This is a genomic window from Winogradskyella sp., assembly GCF_013213835.1.
Lineage (GTDB): Bacteria > Bacteroidota > Bacteroidia > Flavobacteriales > Flavobacteriaceae > Winogradskyella.
The window spans coordinates 20,046-43,993 of the sequence record NZ_JABSSU010000001.1 but is presented as its reverse complement, the minus strand read 5'-3'; the positions used below and the strand labels follow the sequence as shown (position 1 = coordinate 43,993).

General features: G+C 34.1%; 17 protein-coding genes. 4 read left to right on the top strand and 13 right to left on the bottom strand.

The window, feature by feature from the left end:
* Positions 1-68 precede the first annotated feature (68 nt).
* Both HRU50_RS00205 and HRU50_RS00200 read left to right on the top strand, forming a co-directional pair.
* Positions 69-806: an ABC transporter permease gene (locus tag HRU50_RS00205; RefSeq protein WP_296346885.1), complete on the top strand. Its 738-nt coding sequence runs from the start codon at positions 69-71 to the stop codon at positions 804-806.
* Positions 806-1,573, top strand: coding sequence for an ATP-binding cassette domain-containing protein (locus HRU50_RS00200; RefSeq protein ID WP_296346882.1), 768 nt, complete (start codon positions 806-808; stop codon positions 1,571-1,573). Before HRU50_RS00205 ends, HRU50_RS00200 begins: the two co-directional genes overlap by 1 nt.
* Here the strand turns inward: HRU50_RS00200 and HRU50_RS00195 are convergent, their stop codons facing one another.
* The 13 genes from HRU50_RS00195 to porU form a co-directional block, all read right to left on the bottom strand.
* Positions 1,574-3,058: a DUF389 domain-containing protein gene (locus tag HRU50_RS00195; RefSeq protein ID WP_296346880.1), complete on the bottom strand. Its 1,485-nt coding sequence runs from the start codon at positions 3,056-3,058 to the stop codon at positions 1,574-1,576.
* Positions 3,059-3,064: 6 nt separating this feature from the next.
* Complete coding sequence (locus HRU50_RS00190) at positions 3,065-4,147, bottom strand: mannose-1-phosphate guanylyltransferase (protein WP_296346877.1); 1,083 nt, start codon at positions 4,145-4,147, stop codon at positions 3,065-3,067.
* A 50-nt stretch (positions 4,148-4,197) separates the two neighbouring features.
* A complete protein-coding gene (locus HRU50_RS00185) occupies positions 4,198-4,815 on the bottom strand; it encodes a SprT-like domain-containing protein (RefSeq protein ID WP_296346875.1) in 618 nt (205 codons plus the stop codon).
* Positions 4,815-8,849, bottom strand: coding sequence for an FG-GAP-like repeat-containing protein (locus HRU50_RS00180; protein ID WP_296346873.1), 4,035 nt, complete (start codon positions 8,847-8,849; stop codon positions 4,815-4,817). Before HRU50_RS00180 ends, HRU50_RS00185 begins: the two co-directional genes overlap by 1 nt.
* 32 nt (positions 8,850-8,881) lie before the next feature.
* On the bottom strand, positions 8,882-9,523 hold the full coding sequence (locus HRU50_RS00175) for an HAD family hydrolase (RefSeq protein ID WP_296346871.1): 642 nt from the start codon (positions 9,521-9,523) through the stop codon (positions 8,882-8,884).
* A gap of 3 nt (positions 9,524-9,526) precedes the next feature.
* Positions 9,527-10,210, bottom strand: a complete 684-nt coding sequence (locus tag HRU50_RS00170; RefSeq protein ID WP_296346869.1) for an SDR family oxidoreductase — start codon at positions 10,208-10,210, stop codon at positions 9,527-9,529.
* On the bottom strand, positions 10,203-11,126 hold the full coding sequence (locus HRU50_RS00165; protein ID WP_296346867.1) for a M20/M25/M40 family metallo-hydrolase: 924 nt from the start codon (positions 11,124-11,126) through the stop codon (positions 10,203-10,205). Before HRU50_RS00165 ends, HRU50_RS00170 begins: the two co-directional genes overlap by 8 nt.
* An 82-nt stretch (positions 11,127-11,208) precedes the next feature.
* Positions 11,209-11,946, bottom strand: coding sequence for a hypothetical protein (locus HRU50_RS00160; protein ID WP_296346865.1), 738 nt, complete (start codon positions 11,944-11,946; stop codon positions 11,209-11,211).
* A gap of 32 nt (positions 11,947-11,978) precedes the next feature.
* Positions 11,979-13,598, bottom strand: a complete 1,620-nt coding sequence (locus HRU50_RS00155; protein WP_296346862.1) for a pyruvate dehydrogenase complex dihydrolipoamide acetyltransferase — start codon at positions 13,596-13,598, stop codon at positions 11,979-11,981.
* Positions 13,599-13,601: 3 nt separating this feature from the next.
* Positions 13,602-14,600, bottom strand: a complete 999-nt coding sequence (pdhA, locus tag HRU50_RS00150) for a pyruvate dehydrogenase (acetyl-transferring) E1 component subunit alpha (RefSeq protein WP_296346860.1) — start codon at positions 14,598-14,600, stop codon at positions 13,602-13,604.
* Between the two features lie 88 nt (positions 14,601-14,688).
* Positions 14,689-15,171 carry a cytidine deaminase gene (gene cdd, locus HRU50_RS00145; protein ID WP_296346858.1) on the bottom strand — a complete coding sequence of 161 codons (483 nt, stop codon included), beginning with the start codon at positions 15,169-15,171 and terminating at the stop codon, positions 14,689-14,691.
* 82 nt (positions 15,172-15,253) lie between these two features.
* Entirely contained in the window at positions 15,254-16,525 is a 1,272-nt protein-coding gene (gene porV / locus HRU50_RS00140) for a type IX secretion system outer membrane channel protein PorV (RefSeq protein ID WP_296346856.1), read from the bottom strand.
* A gap of 64 nt (positions 16,526-16,589) precedes the next feature.
* A complete protein-coding gene (porU, locus tag HRU50_RS00135; protein WP_296346854.1) occupies positions 16,590-20,441 on the bottom strand; it encodes a type IX secretion system sortase PorU in 3,852 nt (1,283 codons plus the stop codon).
* 328 nt (positions 20,442-20,769) lie between these two features.
* Between porU and gldJ the strand changes: the two genes are divergently transcribed.
* Complete coding sequence (gene gldJ / locus HRU50_RS00130) at positions 20,770-22,434, top strand: gliding motility lipoprotein GldJ (protein WP_296346852.1); 1,665 nt, start codon at positions 20,770-20,772, stop codon at positions 22,432-22,434.
* A 63-nt stretch (positions 22,435-22,497) separates the two neighbouring features.
* Positions 22,498-23,763, top strand: coding sequence for a UDP-N-acetylmuramoyl-tripeptide--D-alanyl-D-alanine ligase (gene murF, locus HRU50_RS00125; RefSeq protein WP_296346850.1), 1,266 nt, complete (start codon positions 22,498-22,500; stop codon positions 23,761-23,763).
* Positions 23,764-23,948: the final 185 nt, after the last annotated feature.

The following is a 23,948-nucleotide window of genomic DNA, read 5'->3' as shown; positions in this document are numbered from 1 at the left end:
CATCTTAAATTAAATTAATATTAATAAACCACATCTTTTTTTATACTTTAGCACTAACAAAATTTGGCATGAAATACCTTCATAATATAGGCACATATTTTATTATGATTAAAGATATGTTTCGCAAACCTACAAAATGGTCTGTGATGAAAACCCTTATCTTTAAAGACATTGATGATTTAGTTATTGGATCGTTAGGTATTGTTGCTTTTATTGCATTTTTTGTTGGTGGTGTAGTAGCCATTCAAACCTCATTAAATATAAACAACCCATTAATTCCAAAATACCTCGTTGGATTTGCAACAAGACAGTCTATTATACTAGAATTTGCACCAACTTTTATCTCTATAATTATGGCAGGTAAAGTAGGTTCGTTCATCACCTCTAGCATCGGAACTATGCGAGTAACAGAACAGATAGACGCCTTAGAAGTTATGGGAATTAATCCAATAAATTATCTGGTATTCCCAAAGTTCATATCCTTATTACTTTACCCATTTCTTATTTCTATTGCCATGTTTTTAGGGGTACTCGGCGGGTTAGTTGCCTGTGTTTACGGTGGTTATGGTACATTAGAAGACTATATACAAGGTGTACAAACAGACCTTATTGTTTTTCATATCATTTATGCATTTATAAAAACAATGGTATTCGCTTTTATACTAGCAACTATACCTTCGTTTTATGGCTATTTTATGAAAGGTGGTGCTTTAGAAGTTGGTAAAGCAAGTACGACTTCTTTTGTATGGACAAGTGTGGTCATCATTATATTAAACTTTTTACTAACCAGCCTTTTACTTGGATAATGATAGAAGTTAAAGATTTACATAAGTCGTTTGGTGATGCTCACATTTTAAAAGGAATTTCTACAACTTTTGAAAAAGGAAAAACTAACCTAGTCATTGGTCAAAGTGGATCTGGGAAAACGGTCTTTTTAAAGTGTCTATTAGGTTTGTTTGAATATGAGCAAGGTTCTATTTCATATGATGGTAAAGTCTTTAAAAATCTGACTAGAGACGAAAAAACCGACTTGAGATCCGACATAGGAATGGTATTTCAGGGAAGCGCATTGTTTGACTCCATGAATATTCTAGAAAATGTAATGTTTCCTTTAAGAATGTTCACAAAATTGAGTGAAGATGAGATGAAAGACAGAGCCGATTTTGTACTTAAACGTGTTAATCTTGATGGTGCGCATTACAAAATGCCTAGCGAAGCCTCTGGTGGAATGCAAAAACGTGTTGCAATAGCCCGTGCTATAGTAAATAATCCGAAGTACTTATTTTGTGATGAACCTAACTCAGGTTTAGACCCTAAAACGGCCATTGTTATAGACAACCTTATTCAAGAAATTACAGATGAGTATGAAATGGTTACTGTAATTAATTCTCACGACATGAACTCTGTTATGGAGATTGGCGAAAAGATCGTATTCTTAAAAAATGGACTTAAGGAATGGGAAGGTTCAAAAGAAACCATATTCAAAACAGATAACGAGGCTGTAACAGGTTTCGTCTACTCTTCGGAACTTTTCAAAAAAGTTCGTAAAATGTATCTTGAAGAGAACCAGTAATTAATTTCGTTTCACCCTTAACTTTTCAGTCTTTAACTCTGTTTTTAACCAAGTTAATAAGTCCTTTTCTCTGGTATTAATTATACTATCATTTAATGCATTATTCCATTTAACACTCACCACTGTAATTGTATCTACTTTAGTAAAGTTCTGAGATTCTAACATTTTAGCATACCCAAAGTATTCTAAATCATTAAACTTTATTTTGGCATCTTTTGCTAAAGTTGAAAAGCCTACATCATTTGATGAGTTATTAGCTTCTAACTGCTGATTTAAACCAGAAATTGTTTCTTCAAGTTCTTTTATTTGGCTTTCTAAGCCTTCAATGATAATATCTTTTTTATCTAACTCCGCAAAAGCGCGATCTAGTGATTCGTTTAATCGGTCGGCATTTCTCGATTTGTTGGCATTAATTACAATTTCAAAACCATTTAAACTTTCGTAATTATTTTTTTCGTTTTGAAGGTCTGAAATCATTTCATCGCTAACATCACCATTAAAAAACAAGCTAATTCTCTTATTGTCGATATCTAAATTTTTTCTTTGTAACCAAAGGTTTGGATTAGAATCGATTTCATTTTCTATATAACTTTTATAATCCCTATCATATTTGCTTTCTTGTAGTACCTTAACAAAAGTCCAAACAGCAGGTATCATAACTATAATAGCAACCAATGAAGCGCCACGTGCAATAAATTTCCTTTTACTTGAATTAGCATATTTAAGCATTGGAAACCTAAGTAATTTCAACACTATAAATGTAGCTAATGCAATGAAAATAGTGTTAATGCTAAACAAATACATAGCGCCACCAAAGTATTCCCAATTGCCTTTTGCCAATCCGTAACCAGCTGTACAAAGTGGAGGCATTAAGGCCGTAGCAATCGCAACCCCAAAAATTACTGAAGCAATGGTACCCTTTTTTGTTCTGGCAATTATCAGTGCTAATCCACCAAAAAAGGCTATAAGTACATCTCTAATATCTGGCCTAGTACGACCAAGTAATTCTGAAGTATCTTCACTTAATGGAAATAACCAAAAGAATAAAAAGGCAGTTAATAAACTTAGCACTATCATTGTGGCTAAGTTTATGAGCGACTTTTTTAAGGTGTCAATGTCATTTAAGGCTATAGACATTCCAATTCCTAGAATTGGTCCCATTAATGGTGAAATTAACATGGCACCAATCACTACAGCAGTTGAGTTGGCGTTTAACCCAACAGATGCCACCATAATAGAACATACCAAAATCCAAGCTGTTGCACCTTTAAAAGATATATCGGCCTTTATAGCTCCAACAGTAGCTTCTCTATCGGTATCATCTCTAAAATCTAGAAGCTCACTTAAAAAAGTGGAAATACTTGAAAAGAGACCTTTAGCATCTTGTTTTACAGCTTGCTTCTTCTCTTCTACTAACTTTTCCTTATTCTGTTTTTGTTCTTCTTCTTCGAAGTTAAATTTACTTTCGTCTTTGTTTTCTTCCATTATTGATTAACCATATTCCTCTCCAAAATTGGCTTTCACGTTTTGAAGTACTTTTTTGATATCTTGCTCTTTTGCCTTAGGAAAGATAAGCAAAACTTCGTCTTTATCAACAATGATGTAATCGTTAAGTCCATCAACAACAACTATCTTATCTTTTTTTGAACGAATCATATTTCCTGAAGCGTCATCAGCCAAGACTCTTGAATTAACAACAGCATTATCATTGCTATCCTTATCTAATTTATCATACAAACTTCCCCAAGTTCCAAGATCATTCCAATCGAAAGTTGCTGGTATTACGTATACGTTATTGCTTTTTTCCATTAAAGCATAATCTACAGATATGTTTTCGGCCTTAGGATAATTCTCTTTTATAAAAGTATCTTCTTTTTCGGTATTGTATGAACTATAACCACTTTCAAACAAACTGTATAATTCTGGTTGATTATTTTTAAATGCAGATACAACTGACTTTACACTCCACATAAAAATACCAGCATTCCAAAGAAAATTACCTTGATCTAAAAATGATTTTGCTGTTTCATAATCGGGCTTCTCTCTAAACTGATTAACCGTTTTAATTTCATTTGTAGAGGCTTTATCATATTCTATATAGCCGTAACCAGTATTTGGAAATATTGGTGTAATACCTAGTGTCATTAAGGCATCATTGGTTTCACAATATTTAAAGGCAGTTTGAACATTTTCAGAAAATGCGTTTTCATCTTCAATCCAATGATCACTTGGAGCAACAATCATTACAGCATCCTTATTCTCTTTTTGGATTTTCAAAGATGCGTATAATATGCAAGGTGCAGTATTACGCATAGCTGGTTCTAGAACAACTTGTCGTTCTGTTACATTTGGTAATTGTTGAAAAACCAAATCATTGTATCTTTCATTAGTAAGAATGAATATATTTTCTTCTGGAATAAACTGCGCTAAACGATTAAAAGTCTTCTGTATTAACGTTTCACCAGTACCGAGCATATCATGAAATTGCTTTGGAAAATTCTGCGTACTCACAGGCCAAAACCTAGATCCTACTCCACCTGCCATTAGAATGGCATAATAGTTATTATTTTTCATTGATTGTGTTGTTATTCTGAATATTCATTGGGGCTAATCATTACAGAGATTTAAGATACAAAATTTCTTACAGATTCTATAATCTCAACCTCAGCATTTGGATTGAATAAATATAACTTTCCTGTTTTAACCTCAACACATTCTATGCGTTTTCTGCGCTTTTCACCTTTTATAAAAACGCGTCCATTATAAAGTTTAAATTTTTGTCCTGAAGATAACTGAAAGACATAAGTTTTGTCCAAGTCTTCGTCAAATTGCTTCAATGCTAAGGCAAGTTGCTCATCTGTATCGCTTGTAGCTTTTGGGTTTTTAAAGTGTCTCGCTAAAAGTGGCAATAACTCTACAGGGAAAATCTCTGGTCTTAAAAATGGTAACATCAAATGCTGAAAAGTCATTTTCCATTCCTTACCATGCGGCTTAATTAAGCGACCATATTTTTGAAACGCTTCAAAATGGGCTATCTCATGTATTAGTGTAATTAAAAATCGGTATTGATTTAGATTTGAATTAACCGTTATCTGATGCAAACCATTAGGCAGTTGCCTGTAATCACCGTGCTTTGTTTTACGTTCACTTTTAACCTTAACAACTAAATTATCTTTTGACAATAAACTCTCGACCAAAAAGGCTGCATTCTTAGGAATAAAATCTGAAATACTTTCTGGCATTAATCTTTCAATACAATTATTTGAGAAGTGTCGTTAACTTTAACTAAATAAAGACCAATTGCTGCAGAATCACCAAACTTAAGAGTCGTTATATAATTTAAATAATTTACACTAGAAAGCTTAATCTCTCTTCCGCTAATATCATAAACAACAATAACTTCTGTTCCATTAGTATTGCTCACATGTATTTCTCTATTTGTTGTTGGATTAGGAAATATTTGTACTTTACTTTCAAATTCATCCATACTTAGAGTACTGTTAAAATAAGGTACTGCAAAATCGAAAACATCTTCGGCCACTTCTTGTCCAATAAAGCGTCCTGGAATATCATCTGCTGGCGGATGAATTCCACCCCAAATTCTACTTAAACTAGTTTGATCTGAAGCGTCTCTATAGGTTGCCCATTGCAGTACAACATCTACAGACGGACCTTCTTCAAAAACTAAAAACTCATTGGCCTTTGCAACAAACTCACCAAGTCCACCCGGAAAAAATTCGCTTCCTGTCATCATTGTCATTAATTCTGCTGCCGTTCTTGAATACGTGGAATGACCAGAAACATAACCAGCAAAAGGTGGAGTTACAAATGTTGGTCTTTGATACGGATACCAATCTTCTGCTAAAATCCAATCTACACCTGCTTGGTCTACCTCCGGATCATCAATAAAATCGTGACCTCGCCAAGTATATAATTTTATTTTACCTACATTCTGACCAACAAAGCCAGCTAAAGGGTCACCAGGTTGAACAACCTCAACATAACCATCAATTAATGGTATACCGCCCAAGTCATAATTAGGTAAAGTGTTATCGGAGCTTTGACCTTTTTCTGCCATGGCTCTAATTGCTGAAATTGGTCTGATGTAATCATACCAACCTTTGACACTCCATGCAGATATTGCGGCATCATGCATTCCTCCACCAAGAATAAAGTAAGCCTTTACATCCCATTCTAGAGGATCTAAAATCTCACCTTGACCTTCAAAACGCCTTTCAAACGAAGGGTGATCATTGACATAATTTAAAATTGTAAACCAATGTCCTGGTGGTGTTTCAGAATCGGGACCATCAGCCCAGAACTCTGCCAAAACTCTTGCATAATCTGCTCTTGGCACCATATTAGTTTCATACGGATTTCCTGTAACAGGATTCACAGTATGGCCTATACTATTTGAACCTCCATTAAAAAAGTCATAGAAAGTTGGGTAATCAGAAAAATTTGTAGGAAATGTGCTTAAGTCTACATTACCAATAGAATTTGGTGAGATATCCCACATCACACCATCAGTGGGGTCAAGGTGAGATTGCCATACAGAAACCATGGTAAATCCCCATTTATAATTATCACTATCTTCATTATCCTCAGTTAAACTAATATATGGTGGATCTGAAGGATCATGAAAAACATGATAATCATTACCATCTCTTTGGTAAGTCACTTTATCTGCATCAGTTAAGGCAAATGCAGTCACATTTCCCCACTCTGGACTTAAAAATGGCGGAACATTACCATCAACCAAATTACCACCTTGATCTATAAATGTATCTAAACCTAAAGGTTGCCATCTATTCGGATCTTCTATTGGTGGATTATTATTACTATCTAATGCATACGCAGAATTAACAGGCTCGTAATAGGCATTATCATAACCTGTGGCCTCTCTAGAACCATCCTGTAAACCAAAATCTATAATGGTTTGAGCAACATAATTACCAAAAGCCGCAGCATCGCCATTATCATATAGTAATGAGGTATTGTTTGTCTCATAACCTAATCTCTCCATTAACAAGTCAAATCTGGCTTGAGATTCTGAAAGTCCAGGTGAATTTTGAAAACGATGACTTAATAATCTATACATGGCATAGCTAATAGCCTTACTTAATGACGTATCTACATTTTCATTCGGAATGAAATCTTCCAGATTACTTGAAAAACCATCAACAGTATTGCCAATTAAATAAGGATTTGCAACGTTATCATAAATAGCCCAAATATCATACATAGCAACACTTGTATGAAATAAATTTCTTGCATGAACTGTAGGTCTAGCAAAATCATCTCTAATGGCTTCTAGCAAAGCTTCATTCCATAATCTAGCGATTGAAACATTAGACGGTAAATCACTTACACCTAAATTGACGGTAACAGACGTACTTTGACTAGAGCAAAAATCGTCTGTCTCAACAACTGAAACCGATCCATTCGCTTCTAAATGCCATTTCACAGTTATGGTATCTGTGCCTTGCCCGCTTAATATTTCTCCCCCTGATACTTGCCAAGTTGCAGTCGAATTACCCGAAATAGTATAGCTATAAGTTTCTGTTTTTAAAAACGAAGAATTCGTATTGCCTACAATGCTTTGACTAGGTAAGTATGAGCAAGTACCATCCTCTAAAGTGGCATTAGGATTATAATTACAAGAGACTGGATCTGTACAACCATAAATCTTTTGACTTGGTGGAATATTAAGAATTGTTATACCTGACCCTTCAATTAACTGAACTGTATTATTTGATGCTATATTATTATAAGTTTCAACAATACCAGAAGGCCATTTAACCTCAAGTACACTCACGTTTGTGGCGTCGTCTAAACCAAAATGAACAGCTTGAAGGCTTTGGCTAAGAAACCCAACCCCTGTATAGTAACGTTTTTGTGTGCCATTAGCGGTTGTTAAAGTTAGTGTAGTGCCAATTGCATCTCGGTTCGATACCGTTCCTTGTAGCTTTACCTTAAACCAATTTAAAGGTGATGCTATATCGTCAAAATTAAGTAGCTTATTTTCATAAAAAAGTACTGGACCATCTCCATTCGTAATAATGACATCAGCATCACCATCATTATCATAATCAAAATCTAATACCTCAACACTTTCCGTATTTTCATTTACTGACAACTCGGCTGATGCATCCTGGAAAGTAAGTTGACCTTGACTATGCAGGTTTCTGTAATATACATTTTGCTCAGGTCCTCTACCCTCAAAATCATAACCATTGACTATGAATAAATCCTCATCGCCATCTAAATCAAAATCAGAAAATCTCGAACCCCAAGACCAGCCTGTTGCATTAAGACCATAACCACTTGAGTTTTCACCAAAATTATTTGTACCATTATTCTCTAATAAAGCATTTTCATCAATTCCAGTAATGAAAAAGTCAAAATCATTATCTAAATCAAAATCAGAAATAGAAATTGCCATATCGTCTATCATATTATCTAAACCATAGACCTGAGCAGAATCTATAAATGATGTTCCCGATTGATTGATATAAACATAATTTGCATCTTCTAAATCGTTAGTAACAATGATATCCATCCAACCATCATTATTTACATCAAAAGGAAAGGAGGTATAACTGTATAGAGATTCAACTTCTGTAAGACCTGTTGATGCTGTAACATTTGTGAATGAGTTATTGCCATTATTTCTATATAAAGTATTAGTCTCACAACGGCTCCAATCACTAAAATAGATATCTAAAAATCCGTCATTATCATAATCAAACCAAGTTGCACCTGTATTAATGCACTCGTTTTCAGCTGGCAAACCTGAAATTGAAGTGATATTTGCAAATGTGCCATTACCTAAATTAAAAAACAATTGAACTTTATAGGAATGTGTAAGCAATAAATCAGGGAAGCCATCATTATTCATATCTCCCCAAGAAGCCCCAAACTTGTATCCTTGCTGGGCTAATGTACCTTGTAATTCGTCCTCACTTGTCAATAAATCCACAAGTCCTGCAGACACAGTAACATCAGTAAAAGATCCGTCATTATTATTTCTAAATAATTTACTGAAACTTGTTTCATCAGTAGCATCTTCCACTGCATTAGCCACCACAAAAATATCTAAATCATTGTCACCATCGTAATCTGCTACAGCGACTCCATTATTTTCCGCCAAAACTCCTAAACCAACAGTGGAAGCGACACTATCAAATGTTTGAGAATTTACTGTTAAGGTCATCAACAACAGTATTACTACGGAAAGAACATCATTAAAAAAAACTGGTATTTTTTTACTCATCTTTTATCGTTTTAACAAATATAAAAATTAGACTAAAAATTCATTAAATCTGGAAGCATCTTCATGTCATTGAAACTTTTTGTAACTAATGAGGGTAATTCATTATTATGATCATATTCAGTATAACCAAAAACATCAAAGCCACCTCTGTTTGCTGCTTGGACACCAAGAACACTATCTTCAATAACCAAACATTCCTCTGGTGCTACACCTAAAGCTTTAGCTGCTAAAAGAAAAATATCAGGCTCTGGCTTCCATTTCTTTAATCTATAACAACTGAATATTTTCCCTTCAAAATATGGTAATAACCCAGTTAATTTAAGGTTTAATCTTATTTTATTTTCTGGTCCGCTTGAAGCAACGCAAAAAGGAATTGTTAACCCTTTTAATACCTCTTCAACACCTTTAACTGGTTGTATTTCCTTTCTAAATGCCTCAAAAGATTGTATTCTGTATGTCTTAATAAAATCACTCGGTAATTCCTCCTTTACTAATGTTTTAATCTTTTCAACACATACATCCATGGCATTACCTTTAAAATGCTTTAAAGCATATTCAATATCAATATTGGCACCATAACTATTCGCCAGATCCACCAAAACTCTATTCCCAATTAATTCACTGTCGACGAGAACACCATCACAATCAAAAATTACAGCTTTATATTTAGACATAACTTAAGGTGTAGAATTAGAAACCTGTAAAAGCTTTCCGTTATAGTATTGATGTCCCGTATGGGAAAAGTCAACAATATATTTCGCCATTTCAACTGCTGTTAAAGGTGCTTGATATCCAGGAAAAGCTTCCTCTAACATTTCGGTCTGTACGGCACCAATTGCTAAAACATTAAAACTAGGACCTGAATCTTTATATTCTTCAGCAAGTAGCTCCGTTATTGTAATGACAGCACCTTTACTTGAACTATAGGCCGATAAACCAGGAAATTTCATACTTCCTTGGACTCCACCCATTGAACTAATAGTTACGACATGTCCGTTAGAATCCATAAATGGTAGCACGGTTCTTGTTATTTCTGCTACACCAAACACATTTGTTCTGTAAACAGCTTCAAAATCTGCCATAGAGGTTTCTATAAAGGGCTTATTTAACAACATGCCAGCGTTATTTATCAAGATATCAACATGCTTCCAATTTGATTGTATAAATGATATAACAGTACTGTAATCTTTCGGTTTACTTAAATCAAAAGGAAATGTTTTCACACTTTCTAATTTTAAGTTCTCTACGGGTTGAGAATTCCTGGATAAAGCCAATACGTTATGTCCTTGATTTGCAAAAAGCTTCACTAACTCAAGGCCAATTCCTCTACTTGTTCCGGTAATTACGATATTTTTACTCATCTTCTGTTAGTACAACTTCTTTTATTGGTGAATTCATCATGCCTTCTAGGGCAGGAATCATTTTAGTAATGAACGAAATCATGTGTGCATAATCCATTTGATCTGCCTCATCATCTACATGGTGATAATAGTCATAGTTGGTAAAATCGAATGTAGAAATAGCATGTGCTGGAATTTTAAATGCTTCATAAAATGGATAGTTGTCAGACCTATAAAACAATTTAAATTGTTCCGCCTTTGGGAATAGGCCTAAAATCTTTTCATTAGCATATTTATTTAAGGTCGTCGCAAAGTTTGAGCGATTGTAACCACTCATATAAGCCATTATTTGATCAGTGTCTCTGGGTACACCTATCATTTCAAAATTAATCATTGTATAGGCGTCAATCCCATCTGCCTTAAGACGCTTGGCTAAATGTTCTGAACCTTTAAGTCCCATTTCTTCAGCAGAATATAAAGTGATAAGAACACTACGTTTGTTAGATTTAGACCTTGCAAAATATCTCCCAAACTCCATTGCTGCCACAGTACCGGAAGCATCATCGTTAGCACCATTTGCAATTGTATCACCCGCAACTTCCTTTCCTTGACCAATATGATCATAATGCCCACCTAAAATGATATACTCATTTTTTAACTCTGGATCATTACCCTCAATTACACCAACAATATTATAACCGACTAAATCATTCAGATTAAAAGAATCTCGATAACTTTCAAAATAAGGTTTGATATTATTCTTTTTGAAATAGTCTTCAATAAAGATAGCAGCTTTCTCGATGCCTTCTGAACCCGTTGCTCTTCCTCCAAGTTCATCTGAAGCAAGGTAGTCCATACTATTTTTTACATTTTTTTCAATTGAGCCGCAACTCAATAACATGGCAATTACTACCAGACTAAAAAAATATTTCATCATGCTTCTAAAATTATATAAAGATAAAAAACCCGTTTCAAATGAAACGGGTTTTTTGTATGTTATATCAAAGAATAGAACCTATTTAATTTAATTTCTTATTTGCTTTTTTAGCCAAACGTTCAATTTTCTTGTTCATATCTTTTATAAGTTCTTCCGTAGCACTTTCACACATTGGCTGAATTTTTTCTGGAGTCATAACTGGAATACCACCAACCATTACAGCCTTCTTTTTAGAACCTGCTATTTCTCTAAATTGAAAAATACTCTTATTGTCTTTTGAGAATAAATCGATAGAAACAGAAGCTTGAATACTATAGTAACCTAATTTACCAATTCCTGTCTTTTTAAATTTATAATTGAGCCTTATAAACATTATAGCATCTGCTCCAAGAGCCTCTGCAATTGGCTTTAAATTTTTTACTTCTAATCTACTCCCAATGCCTTGAACGACTTTATATCCGTCCACAACTTCGAAAGCATCTTGGCCACCTATATTTTTATAACTTCCGTAGTCCGCTTCAAATGCTTTGTACTCTGGTAAGGCTAATACCTTTTCTTCTGGAATAAGTTCAAAATCAAATTCATCTACATAATCATTAAAAAATGCTTTATGAAAATTTTCTAAAGGTGCACTTAAATTGAAATTTGGATCTTCACTTAACTTTGTATTCTTAGCGATAAAATCTGCAGCAGCATCAACTTCTGATAAATCAATTGCCTTACCAGCATAAAAAGTAATAACTGCAACCTTCTTCTTTTGAGAATAACCCATTAGGCAAACTAAAGAAAATAGAACTATTAACGTTTTACTTAAATTCATTATGTATATTAATTTAATTGTATAAACAAAAATTACACAAGCATGGTTACTGGGTTCTCTATATACCCTTTTAATGTTTGTAAGAACTGTGCTCCTGTAGCTCCATCAACAGTTCTATGATCACAGGCCATGGTTAACTTCATCGTATTACCTGGCACAACCTGACCATTCTTTACCACTGGTTTAGAAACAATAGCACCTACAGATAAAATCGCAGAGTTTGGCTGATTAATAATTGAAGTAAAACTCTCTATACCAAACATTCCTAAATTAGAAATTGTGAATGTGCTTCCTTCCATTTCATCTAAAGTCAGCTTTTTATTTCTTGCTTTACCCGCATAATCTTTTACCGCTGCACCTATTTGAGTTAAACTCTGCTCATTCGCAAACTTAACAACTGGAACTACCAATCCATCTGGCACAGCAACTGCCACACCAATATGAACATGGTTATTTAATTTCATTCTATCATCAAACCACTGAGAATTTACTTGCGGATGTTGCTTTAACGCTAAAGCACAAGCCTTCACAATCATATCATTAAAAGATATTTTTGTATCCGGAATTGAATTGTATTGTGCTCTAAACGCAATTGCATTATCCATATCAAACTCAACATTTAAGTAATAATGCGGAGCCGTAAACTTAGATTTCGCTAAGTTTTTAGCAATTGCTTTACGCATATTTGAGTTTGGAACTTCATCAAAATCTTCAACACCTGTAGGTACAAATTTACCAACTGAAACACCTTGAGTTGCTGGTGTGTAGTTTTCGATATCTCTTTTTATAATTCTACCGTTTTCACCTGTACCAGGCACTTGAGATAAATTAATACCTTTTTCTTCAGCCATTTTCTTAGCCAAAGGAGAAGCAATAACTCTTCCATTAGCGTTAGAAGCTGCAACTGGTTTTATAACCGCAGCTGTTGGCGAAGCAACAGGTGCTTTAACCTCAACTTTAGGAGCTTCTACTTTTGGTTCTGGTTTAGCTTCAGGTTTCGATTCAGCTGCACCAACTTTGAAGTTTGATGCAACCGCAGAAACATCTGTGCCTGTAGGACCAATAATAGCTAATAAAGCATCTACTTTAGCAGATTCACCTTCTTGTAAACCTATATGTAATAAGGTACCCGACTGGAAAGATTCAAATTCCATGGTAGCCTTATCAGTTTCAATCTCAGCAAGAATATCTCCTTCTTCCACTTCTTCACCAACTTTCTTTAACCAAGTAGCTACAGTACCTTCTTCCATCGTATCACTAAGACGTGGCATTGTAACAACTATAACATCTTCAGGTAAGTCAACTGCTGCTGAGGCTTCAGTTTCAGAAGATGTTAAACTTTCTTCAGACTCATCAACAGCGCTTGAAGTGTCATCTACAGTGCCTCCACTTAATAACGCAGAAATATCTTCTCCTTCTTCACCAATAATGGCTAATAAAGAATCTACCTTGGCACTTTCACCTTCTTGTATACCTATATGAAGTAATGTTCCTTCGTTAAAAGATTCAAACTCCATAGTAGCTTTATCTGTTTCTATCTCGGCTAAGATATCTCCTTCTTCTACCTTATCTCCAACTTTCTTTAACCAAGCAGCGACAGTTCCTTCTTCCATTGTGTCGCTTAAACGTGGCATATTTATTACTTCTGCCATAGCTTATAGTTTGTGTTTTATAAATGGATAATCTTCTTGTTCGTATACAGCGTCATACATAACACTCTTTTCTGGCCATGGAGAATCTTCGGCAAATTGTTCACACTCCTTAACCATATCTTTAACACGCTTATCAATAACTTTAATATCATCTTCCGTGGCGTATCCTTTTTCTAAAATAGCATCTTTAACCTGAGTAATAGGATCAATCTTCTTATATTCTTCTACTTCATCTTTTGTCCTGTAGTGCTGCGCATCTGACATTGAATGACCTCTGTATCGATATGTTTTCACTTCTAAGAAAGATGGGCCTCCACCTTGTCTGGCACGCTGAATAGCCTCATCGAATGCTTCTGCAACCTTAATAGGGTTCATACCATCAACAGGACCAGAAGGCATTTCGTAACCTAAACCTAGCTTCCAAATATCAGAATGATTCGCAGTACGTTCTACAGAGGTACCCATAGCGTAACCGTTGTTTTCACAAACAAATACCACAGGTAAATTCCAAAGCATTGCTAAGTTAAATGTTTCATGTAGCGAACCTTGTCTAGCCGCACCATCACCAAAACAACAAATTGTAACCGCATCACTGCCGTGATATTTATCACCAAATGCAATACCAGCACCTAAAGGAATCTGACCACCTACAATACCATGACCACCATAAAAACGGTATTCCTTAGAAAAGATGTGCATAGAACCACCTAAACCTTGTGAAGTTCCGGTTGCTTTACCGTATAACTCAGCCATAACGCGCTTAGGATCAACACCCATACCTATTGGCTGAACATGATTACGATATGCTGTAATCATTTTATCTTTTGTTAAATCCATAGCATGTAAAGCACCAGCTAATACAGCTTCTTGACCGTTGTATAAATGAAGGAAACCTCTAACTTTTTGTTGAATGTAAACGGCCGCAAGTTTGTCTTCAAACTTACGCCAGAACAACATATCTTCATACCACTTAAGGTAAACCTCTTTAGTTATCTTTTGCATTTTAAACTCTTCTTTTTATAAGGATAACAAAAATACATTTTTAGATAGTAACCAAAAAACGGAACATTGAAAAAATAATACGAAAACGTTATAGATGACTACTATCAAATCCTAAAGGCAATAAATTAGCTAGAGAATCTGATTTAATCACTTTTCCTTTCACTCCCATAAAATAAATTTCTATTGTAGAATCTTGTTTTATTTCGTATTCAGAAATAGCTTGTCTGCATGCTCCACACGGTGGAATTGGAGTATTTGTCTCGTGATCTAAAGATCCAGCAGTAAGTGCCATTTTTAAAAACTTTGCTTTAGGAAATTTGGCGCTGGCATAAAAAATAGCTGTACGCTCTGCACACATCCCAGAAGGATAGGCTGCATTTTCCTGATTACTTCCTATTACAATTTCACCATTATCTAACAAGATTGCAGCGCCAACTTGAAATTTAGAATAAGGTGCATAAGCATTTTTACGAGCTTCAATGGCTTCTTGCATAAGGTCAATAACATCATTAGGAAGTTCTTTAATATCATCATAAACGGTAAAAGATGATTCAATTGTAATTGTTTTCATATAAATTAAAACTATTGGAGACAAAAAAACTATTGTTAAGTTAAACAATAGTTTTTGAATCTTATTCTATTTTTAGATGATTTTAATACTCATCGTATTCTCCATCCCCAAAATTAAACGTTAAAGAGAAACGTAAGGTATTCTCTAAAGGACTTTGTATTCTTGATGCAGAAAACAGATAAGATAAATCAAGATTAATTGTAGTGTATTTAAATCCTGCACCTATAGCAAAAAATTTACGCGCACCTTTATCATCCGCTTCATTAAAGTAACCCGCTCTAAAAGCGAAATTTTCTTGATAAGTATACTCAGCTCCTAAGGCCCAAGTAAACTCTCTGAGCTCTTCACTAAAGCCACCAGGAGCATCCCCAAACGATTGAAAAATTCCATTGATGAAGCTAACATTATTGTCTTGACCTCCAATTATTGCATTTTCTTCAGTAGATATCAGTTCATCATCGCCAGGCTCTAAATTATTTGGGTCATCAGGCTGATCATAAACACCATTATCATTATTATCAATAAAGGTTAATCTTGTACCTAACTGTGGAGGTGTAGGAACGAGCAATTTAGAAACCTCAGCTGTTAATGCTAACTTACTATATTGATCGAAAATAAAATCGAAGCCACCACCTAATCTTAATGTTGTAGGTTGAAAATTTTCTCTGCCTTCATCATCATACCTGAATTTTGGCCCTAAATTTTGAATAGCAAAACCCATCCTCCATCTTCCATTAAAATCATTATATGCTTCTTCTTCACTTTGATAATAACCTGTAATATCTGCTCCAAAAGTATTCGCTGCATCTGCATTTGGGTCAATTTGGTTTATTCTTAAATCAGAACGCATAAAACGAAGTGCAACAGCCATAGAGAATTGGTCTGCTAATCTTAAAGTATAGGCAACATCAGCCGCAAACTCATTTGGTTTTACATTAACACCTGGATCATTCTCATCTTGCGTTAGTGTAATTTCACCCAAAGAGAAGTACTTAAAACTTGCAGATACCGCACTGTACTCATTGATTCTGTTGAAGTAAGTGGCATAACTTATGGAAATATCATTTACTAATCTACTTAAATATGGTGTGTAACTTAAACCAACACCAGATTTAGCCTCTGAAAAAGCATATTTAGCAGGATTCCATTGCTGAGAAAAACCGTCAACAGAGGTTGCAACACCTTGATCACCTAAACTAGCTGCTCTTGCATCTGGCGCAATAAGCATAAATGGTAATCCTGTCGTAATCACTCTACTATCAGAGTCATTAGGTATAATTTGTGTGGTTTGTTGTGCATTTGTGAAGCTAAATACTGTTAAAGCAGTAATTAAAGTAGCGACGTAATTCTTCATGTTCATTATTGAGTTATTAATGCGCTAAATCGCACATTAATTCATTAGCAAATATAGTTTATTATTATAGTATGACAAGTTTTTGAATCTTTTCAACTTGTTTATTTAAACGGTTAGATCTTACTTTTAGTTTATAAACATAAACACCTTTACCGATTTTATCACCAAAATCATCTCTCCCATCCCAAACTATATCTTTCGATAAAGAACTTACTGATTTACTACCACCGGAAGTCTGCCCGTTAAGAGTTCTTAAAAGCTTTCCTGATACCGTAAAAATTTGTACTGAAACATCTAATGGTTCTTCACTATTATGGTTAAACCAAAACTCAGTGTAATTGACAAAAGGATTTGGGTAGTTTAGTACATTATTAATGACTAACTCTTCGTCTTTATCAAAAACATTAAATTGAATTTCAGCGGTAGAAGAATTGTTATAAACATCCCATGCCTTTAAAGTGAGTGTATGTATGCCTGGTTCTAAATCTCTAAAGGGATAAGTCACGGCACCGTTGGTGTAGTCATCAACATTGGCTTGATAATATTCATTTAAAACTATTGGATTTGTTTCGTCACCATCTATAATAGCTGTGATATCATGTCCTATTCCACTAGCTGTATTAATACCATTTTCATCTTGTAATTTCACTAATAAATTTGGGGATTCATTGGTAATACCACCAGAAACAAAATTTTCATCGTTCATAAAAAGATTGATAACTGGACCTATATTATCCTCAGGTGCATCTTCATTAATTCCACCTATCTGAATATCAAAATTATATCCTGCTTGGTCTGATAATGGATTATCTGTTTGAGCGTAAAAACTCACCTTGCCGTTGCCTGTAGGAATTCCTATATCTCTTGGGACAATAAAATCAAATTCAAACTGACCATTCGTAATACTAGCTTGCCCTTTAAAAATAATTTCACCTAAAGTTGTAAAATCTAATCTAATCAAACCATTAGCATCTGTAACCCCATCATTTGCAAGTGTTTGGCGTTCTATAGATTTATCAAACACAGTAGCAGTAAGTATCCCATTATAATTTGACAATAAATTACCATTCTCATCGGACACTTCACCAGCTAGTTTTGCATAACTTAATGCTTCCAGTGGAGCTGTTTGATCCGTTATATCAACATCATTAATTTTTGTAAGTCGAATGTCTGGTTTTGCAAATGCTAATTTCATTGCTGGATCACCAATTAGGAATACTAATCTTTTTTGAGAAGAGCCAGCGGCTTGACTCTCTGTTTTAGTTAAGCGTAAAGCTTCTCCAATAGAATTGTAATTATTCGACCCAAAAGAGAACAAGTAGTCATCTAATTCATTATTAAAAATTCTACCGTCAGTAACAAATATTTGTCTTGTGGTAGTAATTAAACTTATAGCCCCACCATTTTTATTCCAATAGGTAAACTCCCCTGCTGTATCTCTGTTAGGATCATCAAATTTGGTATATTCACAAGTTACAGTAACAAAAAGGTTATGCTTACAAACATTATTAATTTCTTGAGCATCGAACTTGTCGAATATACGCTCCTTAGCTAAACCATCTTCGCCCCCATGACCAAAATAGTTAACTACCAAAGCACCAACCTCAATAGCATCCTTAATAGCCTTATTAACTTTTGGATATCGGTTACCTGCTGAAGAAGATTCTTGCTCAAATGCATCTGTGTGAATCTTAGTTACATTAAGAAAAGGTTTTTCAACGCCTAATTGTTCGCCCAATCCATCTGTAGTTTCTTGTAGCTGTCTTTCCCAAGCTTCATCTACATCATCAGATATTAGCAATATATTATTTCTCCAACTACCATATGCTTCAGGTTGATAATATGCTTCAATTTTATCTACCATATCTTTTGCACGTTGAATATCTTCTGCCAATATTCTACCGACAGCCACATCCATTCTGTCAGATGAAGACATTGTACCCTCATTATCATCTAGAATTGCAAAAAAATCATCTGAAACAAAAGAACTCGATAAACTAAAACTACTATTGGAATACCAAGAAGGAACAAGGTTGGTATTGTTTCTTATCCTATCCTTGTAATCATAAGATCCGTCACCAAATAGACATAAATATTTTAATCTGTTTTGTGGGCTACTGGCATTATCATAAACATATTTTACAAAATTTCTGATTGCGGCTATATCTTGACTACCTGTACTAAATTCATTATATATCGTTTGTAATTCAACAACTTTGACATTTAAATTATACTGATTACGATTAATTTGTGCCAAACGTTCTGCCTGAGATTTTAAAACACTTGGTGTTAGTATAATGTAATCTACATCTTCGAATTCACCTTGTGCATTATTAAAAATAGTACCTTTTAAATTCTGGTTGGCTACTCTGGAAGATGCGCTACGTTTAGGTTCAAAAGCATCTGAAACATTAAATGCAACATATTGTCTTTCTTCACCAGATTGGGCTTTAAATGACATATTACTTTCACTTGTTGCATTGACAAGACCATTTATATTAAACCTATCTGTAATGTCCCATATTTCGTCTACGTTTAAAGTTCCTGAAACTAGGTATTCCACAATTCCTGGTACTGAAGTGACCTGATTGTTTTTAAATTTCATTTGATCACCAACATAAGTCAATGCTCTTGTTGCCTCAATATTTATATAATCTAGATAAGCATCAGCTGATGGATTACCATTATTATTATAGTCTAAAGTTACAGTTATAGCATCTGAAGACAGCGTTAAATCATCGCTAAAAGCAGCCACAGTCCCTAAGACAGACCCCGGATTTATTGTTCCAAGATTCAAGGTACTCACATTAGCTCCATTTACACTGATCGCCATGGTTGTTCCGTCTGACTCTGACACAGAACCGACAGCAACATTAAAATCAATCGGTGCAGAATTCACCAAATTAGGAAAATCAAATTGGTAAGTTCTTTGATTTTCTATATCAAACCTGTCACCAAACCATCTTCGACCTAATTTTGCTAGGTTTACTTCATCAACTTCATAAAACTGATAATCTTGAAATGTATCAACTTGGTAATCAGCACTACCTGCAGGTTGAGGCAACTCTTGTATACGCTTTCCCATGCCTGAACTTACATTGACATAATAATAGGTACGATCTGTATACAGATTAATATTTGTTTGACTTTCCTGACTATAAACATCAGGACCTTCACCATAAAATAATATGTAATCTCCGTTGTTAAAATCACCATCTTCTTCACCAACAAACTTTACAGCATTTTCAACAACATCAAAAGGATAATTTTCAGAATTAGCATATGGTAGCATCCTTCCACCATTACCATAAATCTTAATATTTCTGGGATCTACAGAGTTTGTATTGACACCTATACTACTTAAAAAAGACTTAGAAAGCCTGTAAATACCAGATTTTTCTATATAAAACCGATACCAATCACCTGTACTTAAAGCTGAGTTTACAACTCCACTTTTTTGAATAAAATTTAAACTTCTTGAATTTGAATTATAGGTGACCGTAAATGATTTCACTTTTTTATAAGTCCCATTTTCTTCAATTATCGGACTTAATTCTAAAAAGCATCCTTTCTTACCTCTTGCAGATGTATTGTTTATAGAATAATACAACTCACCAGGAATCAGATTAGTACTAAGATCTTTTAATTCTGCTCTACTTATTATTTCATAAGAAACATTTGATATTGAAACCGAATTTTCATCTACTAAACCTCTTTCGCCGTCCCATTGTGCAAAAAACATTATACCTTTTGATGGACTATAACTGTAATATTTAGCATCAAAAGCAGGCAATTGAATTTTTGAATATTCATTTTCAATAGTAATATCTCCTTCCCAGTTAATTACAAAACTCTTTTCTTGGCTAAAACCAATAGCCATAACTAAAAGAAAAAGAAAAACACAGCAATTTTTCATTAATAAATAAGATAACGGTTTTAATAAAAAACAAATGTACAAGTATAACGAAGACTTGTATTACTTCATCCTTAAAAATAACGCATACAATAGATGCATATTATGAGGTTTCAATTTTTATTTCAAAAATACAACAATAATATATTTTCATAGTCGTTATTAAAGAGCAAAATACGTCGATAAATTGAAAAAAATCCGTTGATTTACATAAAATAACGGATGAAATACACTTTTTTTTGCATTTTGACGTTAAAAAAAGTTGTCAGTTTACCTTTAATTACTATATTGCACATCTAAATTTTTTACGAGCTTATTTAAACCTATTGATATGAAAAGAGTCTCAAACCTGAAATTTTTATTAGCACTACTTATTTGTACTAGTATTGTTAGCTGTAAGCGTAACTCCAATTCTAGTAATGTGGATAGTGCCACTGGTTGGAAAATCAATGATAAGAATGGTGGTTTTCAATACAACACGAATTACAAGGAGCAAGAAACTCCTCCAGGTACTGCCTTTATAGAAGGTGGAACTTTTACAATGGGTAAGGTACAAGATGATCCAATGCACGATTGGAACAATACACCTAACCAACAACATATTCAGTCTTTCTACATGGATGAAAGTGAGGTAACAAACCTTAACTATTTGTTTTATTTAGATTATTTGAAAAATGTTTACCCACCAGAAGACCCAAACTACGCTCTTATATATAAAGGTGCTTTACCAGACACATTAGTTTGGAGAAATCGTTTAGGTTATAATGAAATGATGACAGAAAACTATCTGCGTCATCCTGGTTACGCAAATTACCCTGTAGTTGGTGTAAGTTGGATTCAAGCAGTAGAATATGCAAACTGGAGATCTAATCGTGTTGCTGAAATGTCATTACAAGAAGCTGGTTATATTAAAAGAGATGCGCATCTTACAGACTTAAGTGCGGAAAGTACTTTTGATGTTGATACCTACATAAATGCACCTACGCAAACTTATGGAGGTAACTCTGATGTTTTAGAAGGTGGAAAGAGAAGACAGCAAACAGATGCTGACGGAAACCCAATTAACGTTTATGCTAAAAGAGAAACTGGTTTAATACCTGTGAAGTTTAGACTTCCTACTGAAGCAGAATGGGAATATGCTGCACTTGGTTTAAGTGAATTAAGAGAATACAATGTATACAGAGGTCGTAAGAAGTATCCATGGGATGGACAGTATACAAGATCTGGAAAACGTGTAAATCGTGGTGATCAGTTAGCTAACTTTAAACAAGGTAAAGGTGATTACGGTGGAATTGCAGGTTGGTCTGATGATGGTGCTGATATTACTGCAGAAGTAAAGTCTTATGAGCCAAATGATTTCGGTTTATATGATATGGCAGGAAATGTAGCTGAATGGGTTGCTGACGTTTATCGTCCTATTGTTGACGACGAATTCAACGATTTCAACTACTATAGAGGTAATGTTTATACCAAAACTGCTCTTAACGAAGATGGTACTGTTAAAGTTGTTACAATAAATGAAATAGTTTATGACACCTTAGCTAACGGTAAAATAATTGCAAGAGATTTACCTGGAGAATTAGCAAGAGTACCTGTTGATGATGAAGATACATATTTAAGAACTCAGTTTGATAAGAGTGACAATAGAAACTTTAGAGATGGTGACAAGCGTTCTTCTCGTTACTATAGAGACAACTTCGCGTCTGAAGAGAATGTAACTAATAAAATGTACAATTCCCCTAAGCATAAAGTAGAATTTGACTCTGCTAAAGGGAAACTTACGAGAGAATACGATAAGTCTAACTCTAGAACGTCTTTAATTAATGACGAAGTAAGAGTATTTAAAGGTGGTTCTTGGAGAGATAGAGCTTACTGGATTGACCCAGCACAGCGTCGTTATTTCCCACAAGATATGGCAACAGATTACATCGGATTTAGATGTGCTGTATCTAGAGTTGGTTCTAAATCACAAAAAGGTGGTAAAAGACGTAACTAGGAATAGATAAATAATATATAAAAAGTCCTGATAAACCATCAGGACTTTTTTATTTTTAGACCTATGGAAATTGATCAATTATATCACAAATTTAAAGAATGTTCATCATTCTCAACAGATACTAGACGCATTGAAGAAGGTGCTATGTACTTCGCATTAAAAGGTGAAAATTTTAACGGGAACAGATTCGTGAATCAGGCATTTGCTAAAGGAGCCCTATATTGTGTTATTGATGAAGTAGATGCAAAAACTAATGATAACTGCATTGTAGTTGAAGATGTTCTTAGTACATTACAACATCTTGCGACATTTCATAGGCAACAATTAAACATACCTATAATTTCGTTAACAGGCAGTAACGGAAAAACAACAACAAAAGAACTTATTAATGCCGTCTTATCTACCACTTATAAAACTTCTGCTACGCTTGGCAACCTCAACAATCATATAGGAGTTCCTTTATCCCTTTTAAGCATTCCTAATGATGCTGAAATTGGTATTGTAGAAATGGGAGCTAACCATCAAAAGGAAATTGAATTCTTAAGTAATATTGCATATCCAGATTATGGATTAATCACAAATTTTGGCAAAGCGCATTTGGAAGGTTTTGGTGGTATTCAAGGTGTGATTAAAGGTAAATCTGAACTATATGTACATTTAAAGCAACATCAAAAAACCATTTTTGTAAATAAAGATGATCAAAAGCAATTGCAACAAATAGGCAATTACGATAAGATTCTCACTTTTGGAGATAATACATCCTTTATCAAAGCAGATCCATTTGTAGCACTTAATTTTAAAGATAAAACCATTCAAAGCCAACTCACTGGTGCATATAACTATAATAATATTATAGCAGCCATTGCTATAGGACAACATTTCAATGTAGAAGATAATGATATTATTGATGCTATTGAGAGCTATATCCCTAATAACAATCGTTCTCAAATCATTGTAAAAAATAGTAACAATATTATTCTTGACGCATACAACGCAAACCCTTCAAGTATGGTCGTTGCTTTAGACAATTTTGGTCAAATGAAAGCTTCTAAAAAAATTGCCTTTCTTGGAGACATGTTTGAATTAGGAGAAACTTCTCTTGAAGAACATCAAAACATAGCTGATTATACTTTACAATTTGATATTGATTCGATTTTTCTCATTGGAGAAAATTTCAATGCAACACTGGCAAAATCATCAAAGGTGAAATTGTTCAAGACATTTGATGATGTTAAAGAAGAGTTAATATCAACAAGCATAGAAAATAGTTCTATTCTTATAAAAGGTTCGAGAGGAATGGCTTTAGAACGATTATTAGAATTTATATGATACAAATAAAAAAAGCAAGCTAAATATTTAGCTTGCTTTTATTTGTTGTGGGCGCGAAGGGATTCTCCATGCACATACTACAATATTGATTATCTACACTTTACACCTAAGACAAAATTACTGTAAGCCTTTTTTAATGCCTTTTTATTGTAATATTCTACTCTAATTAGCTTAAATTTATGTCC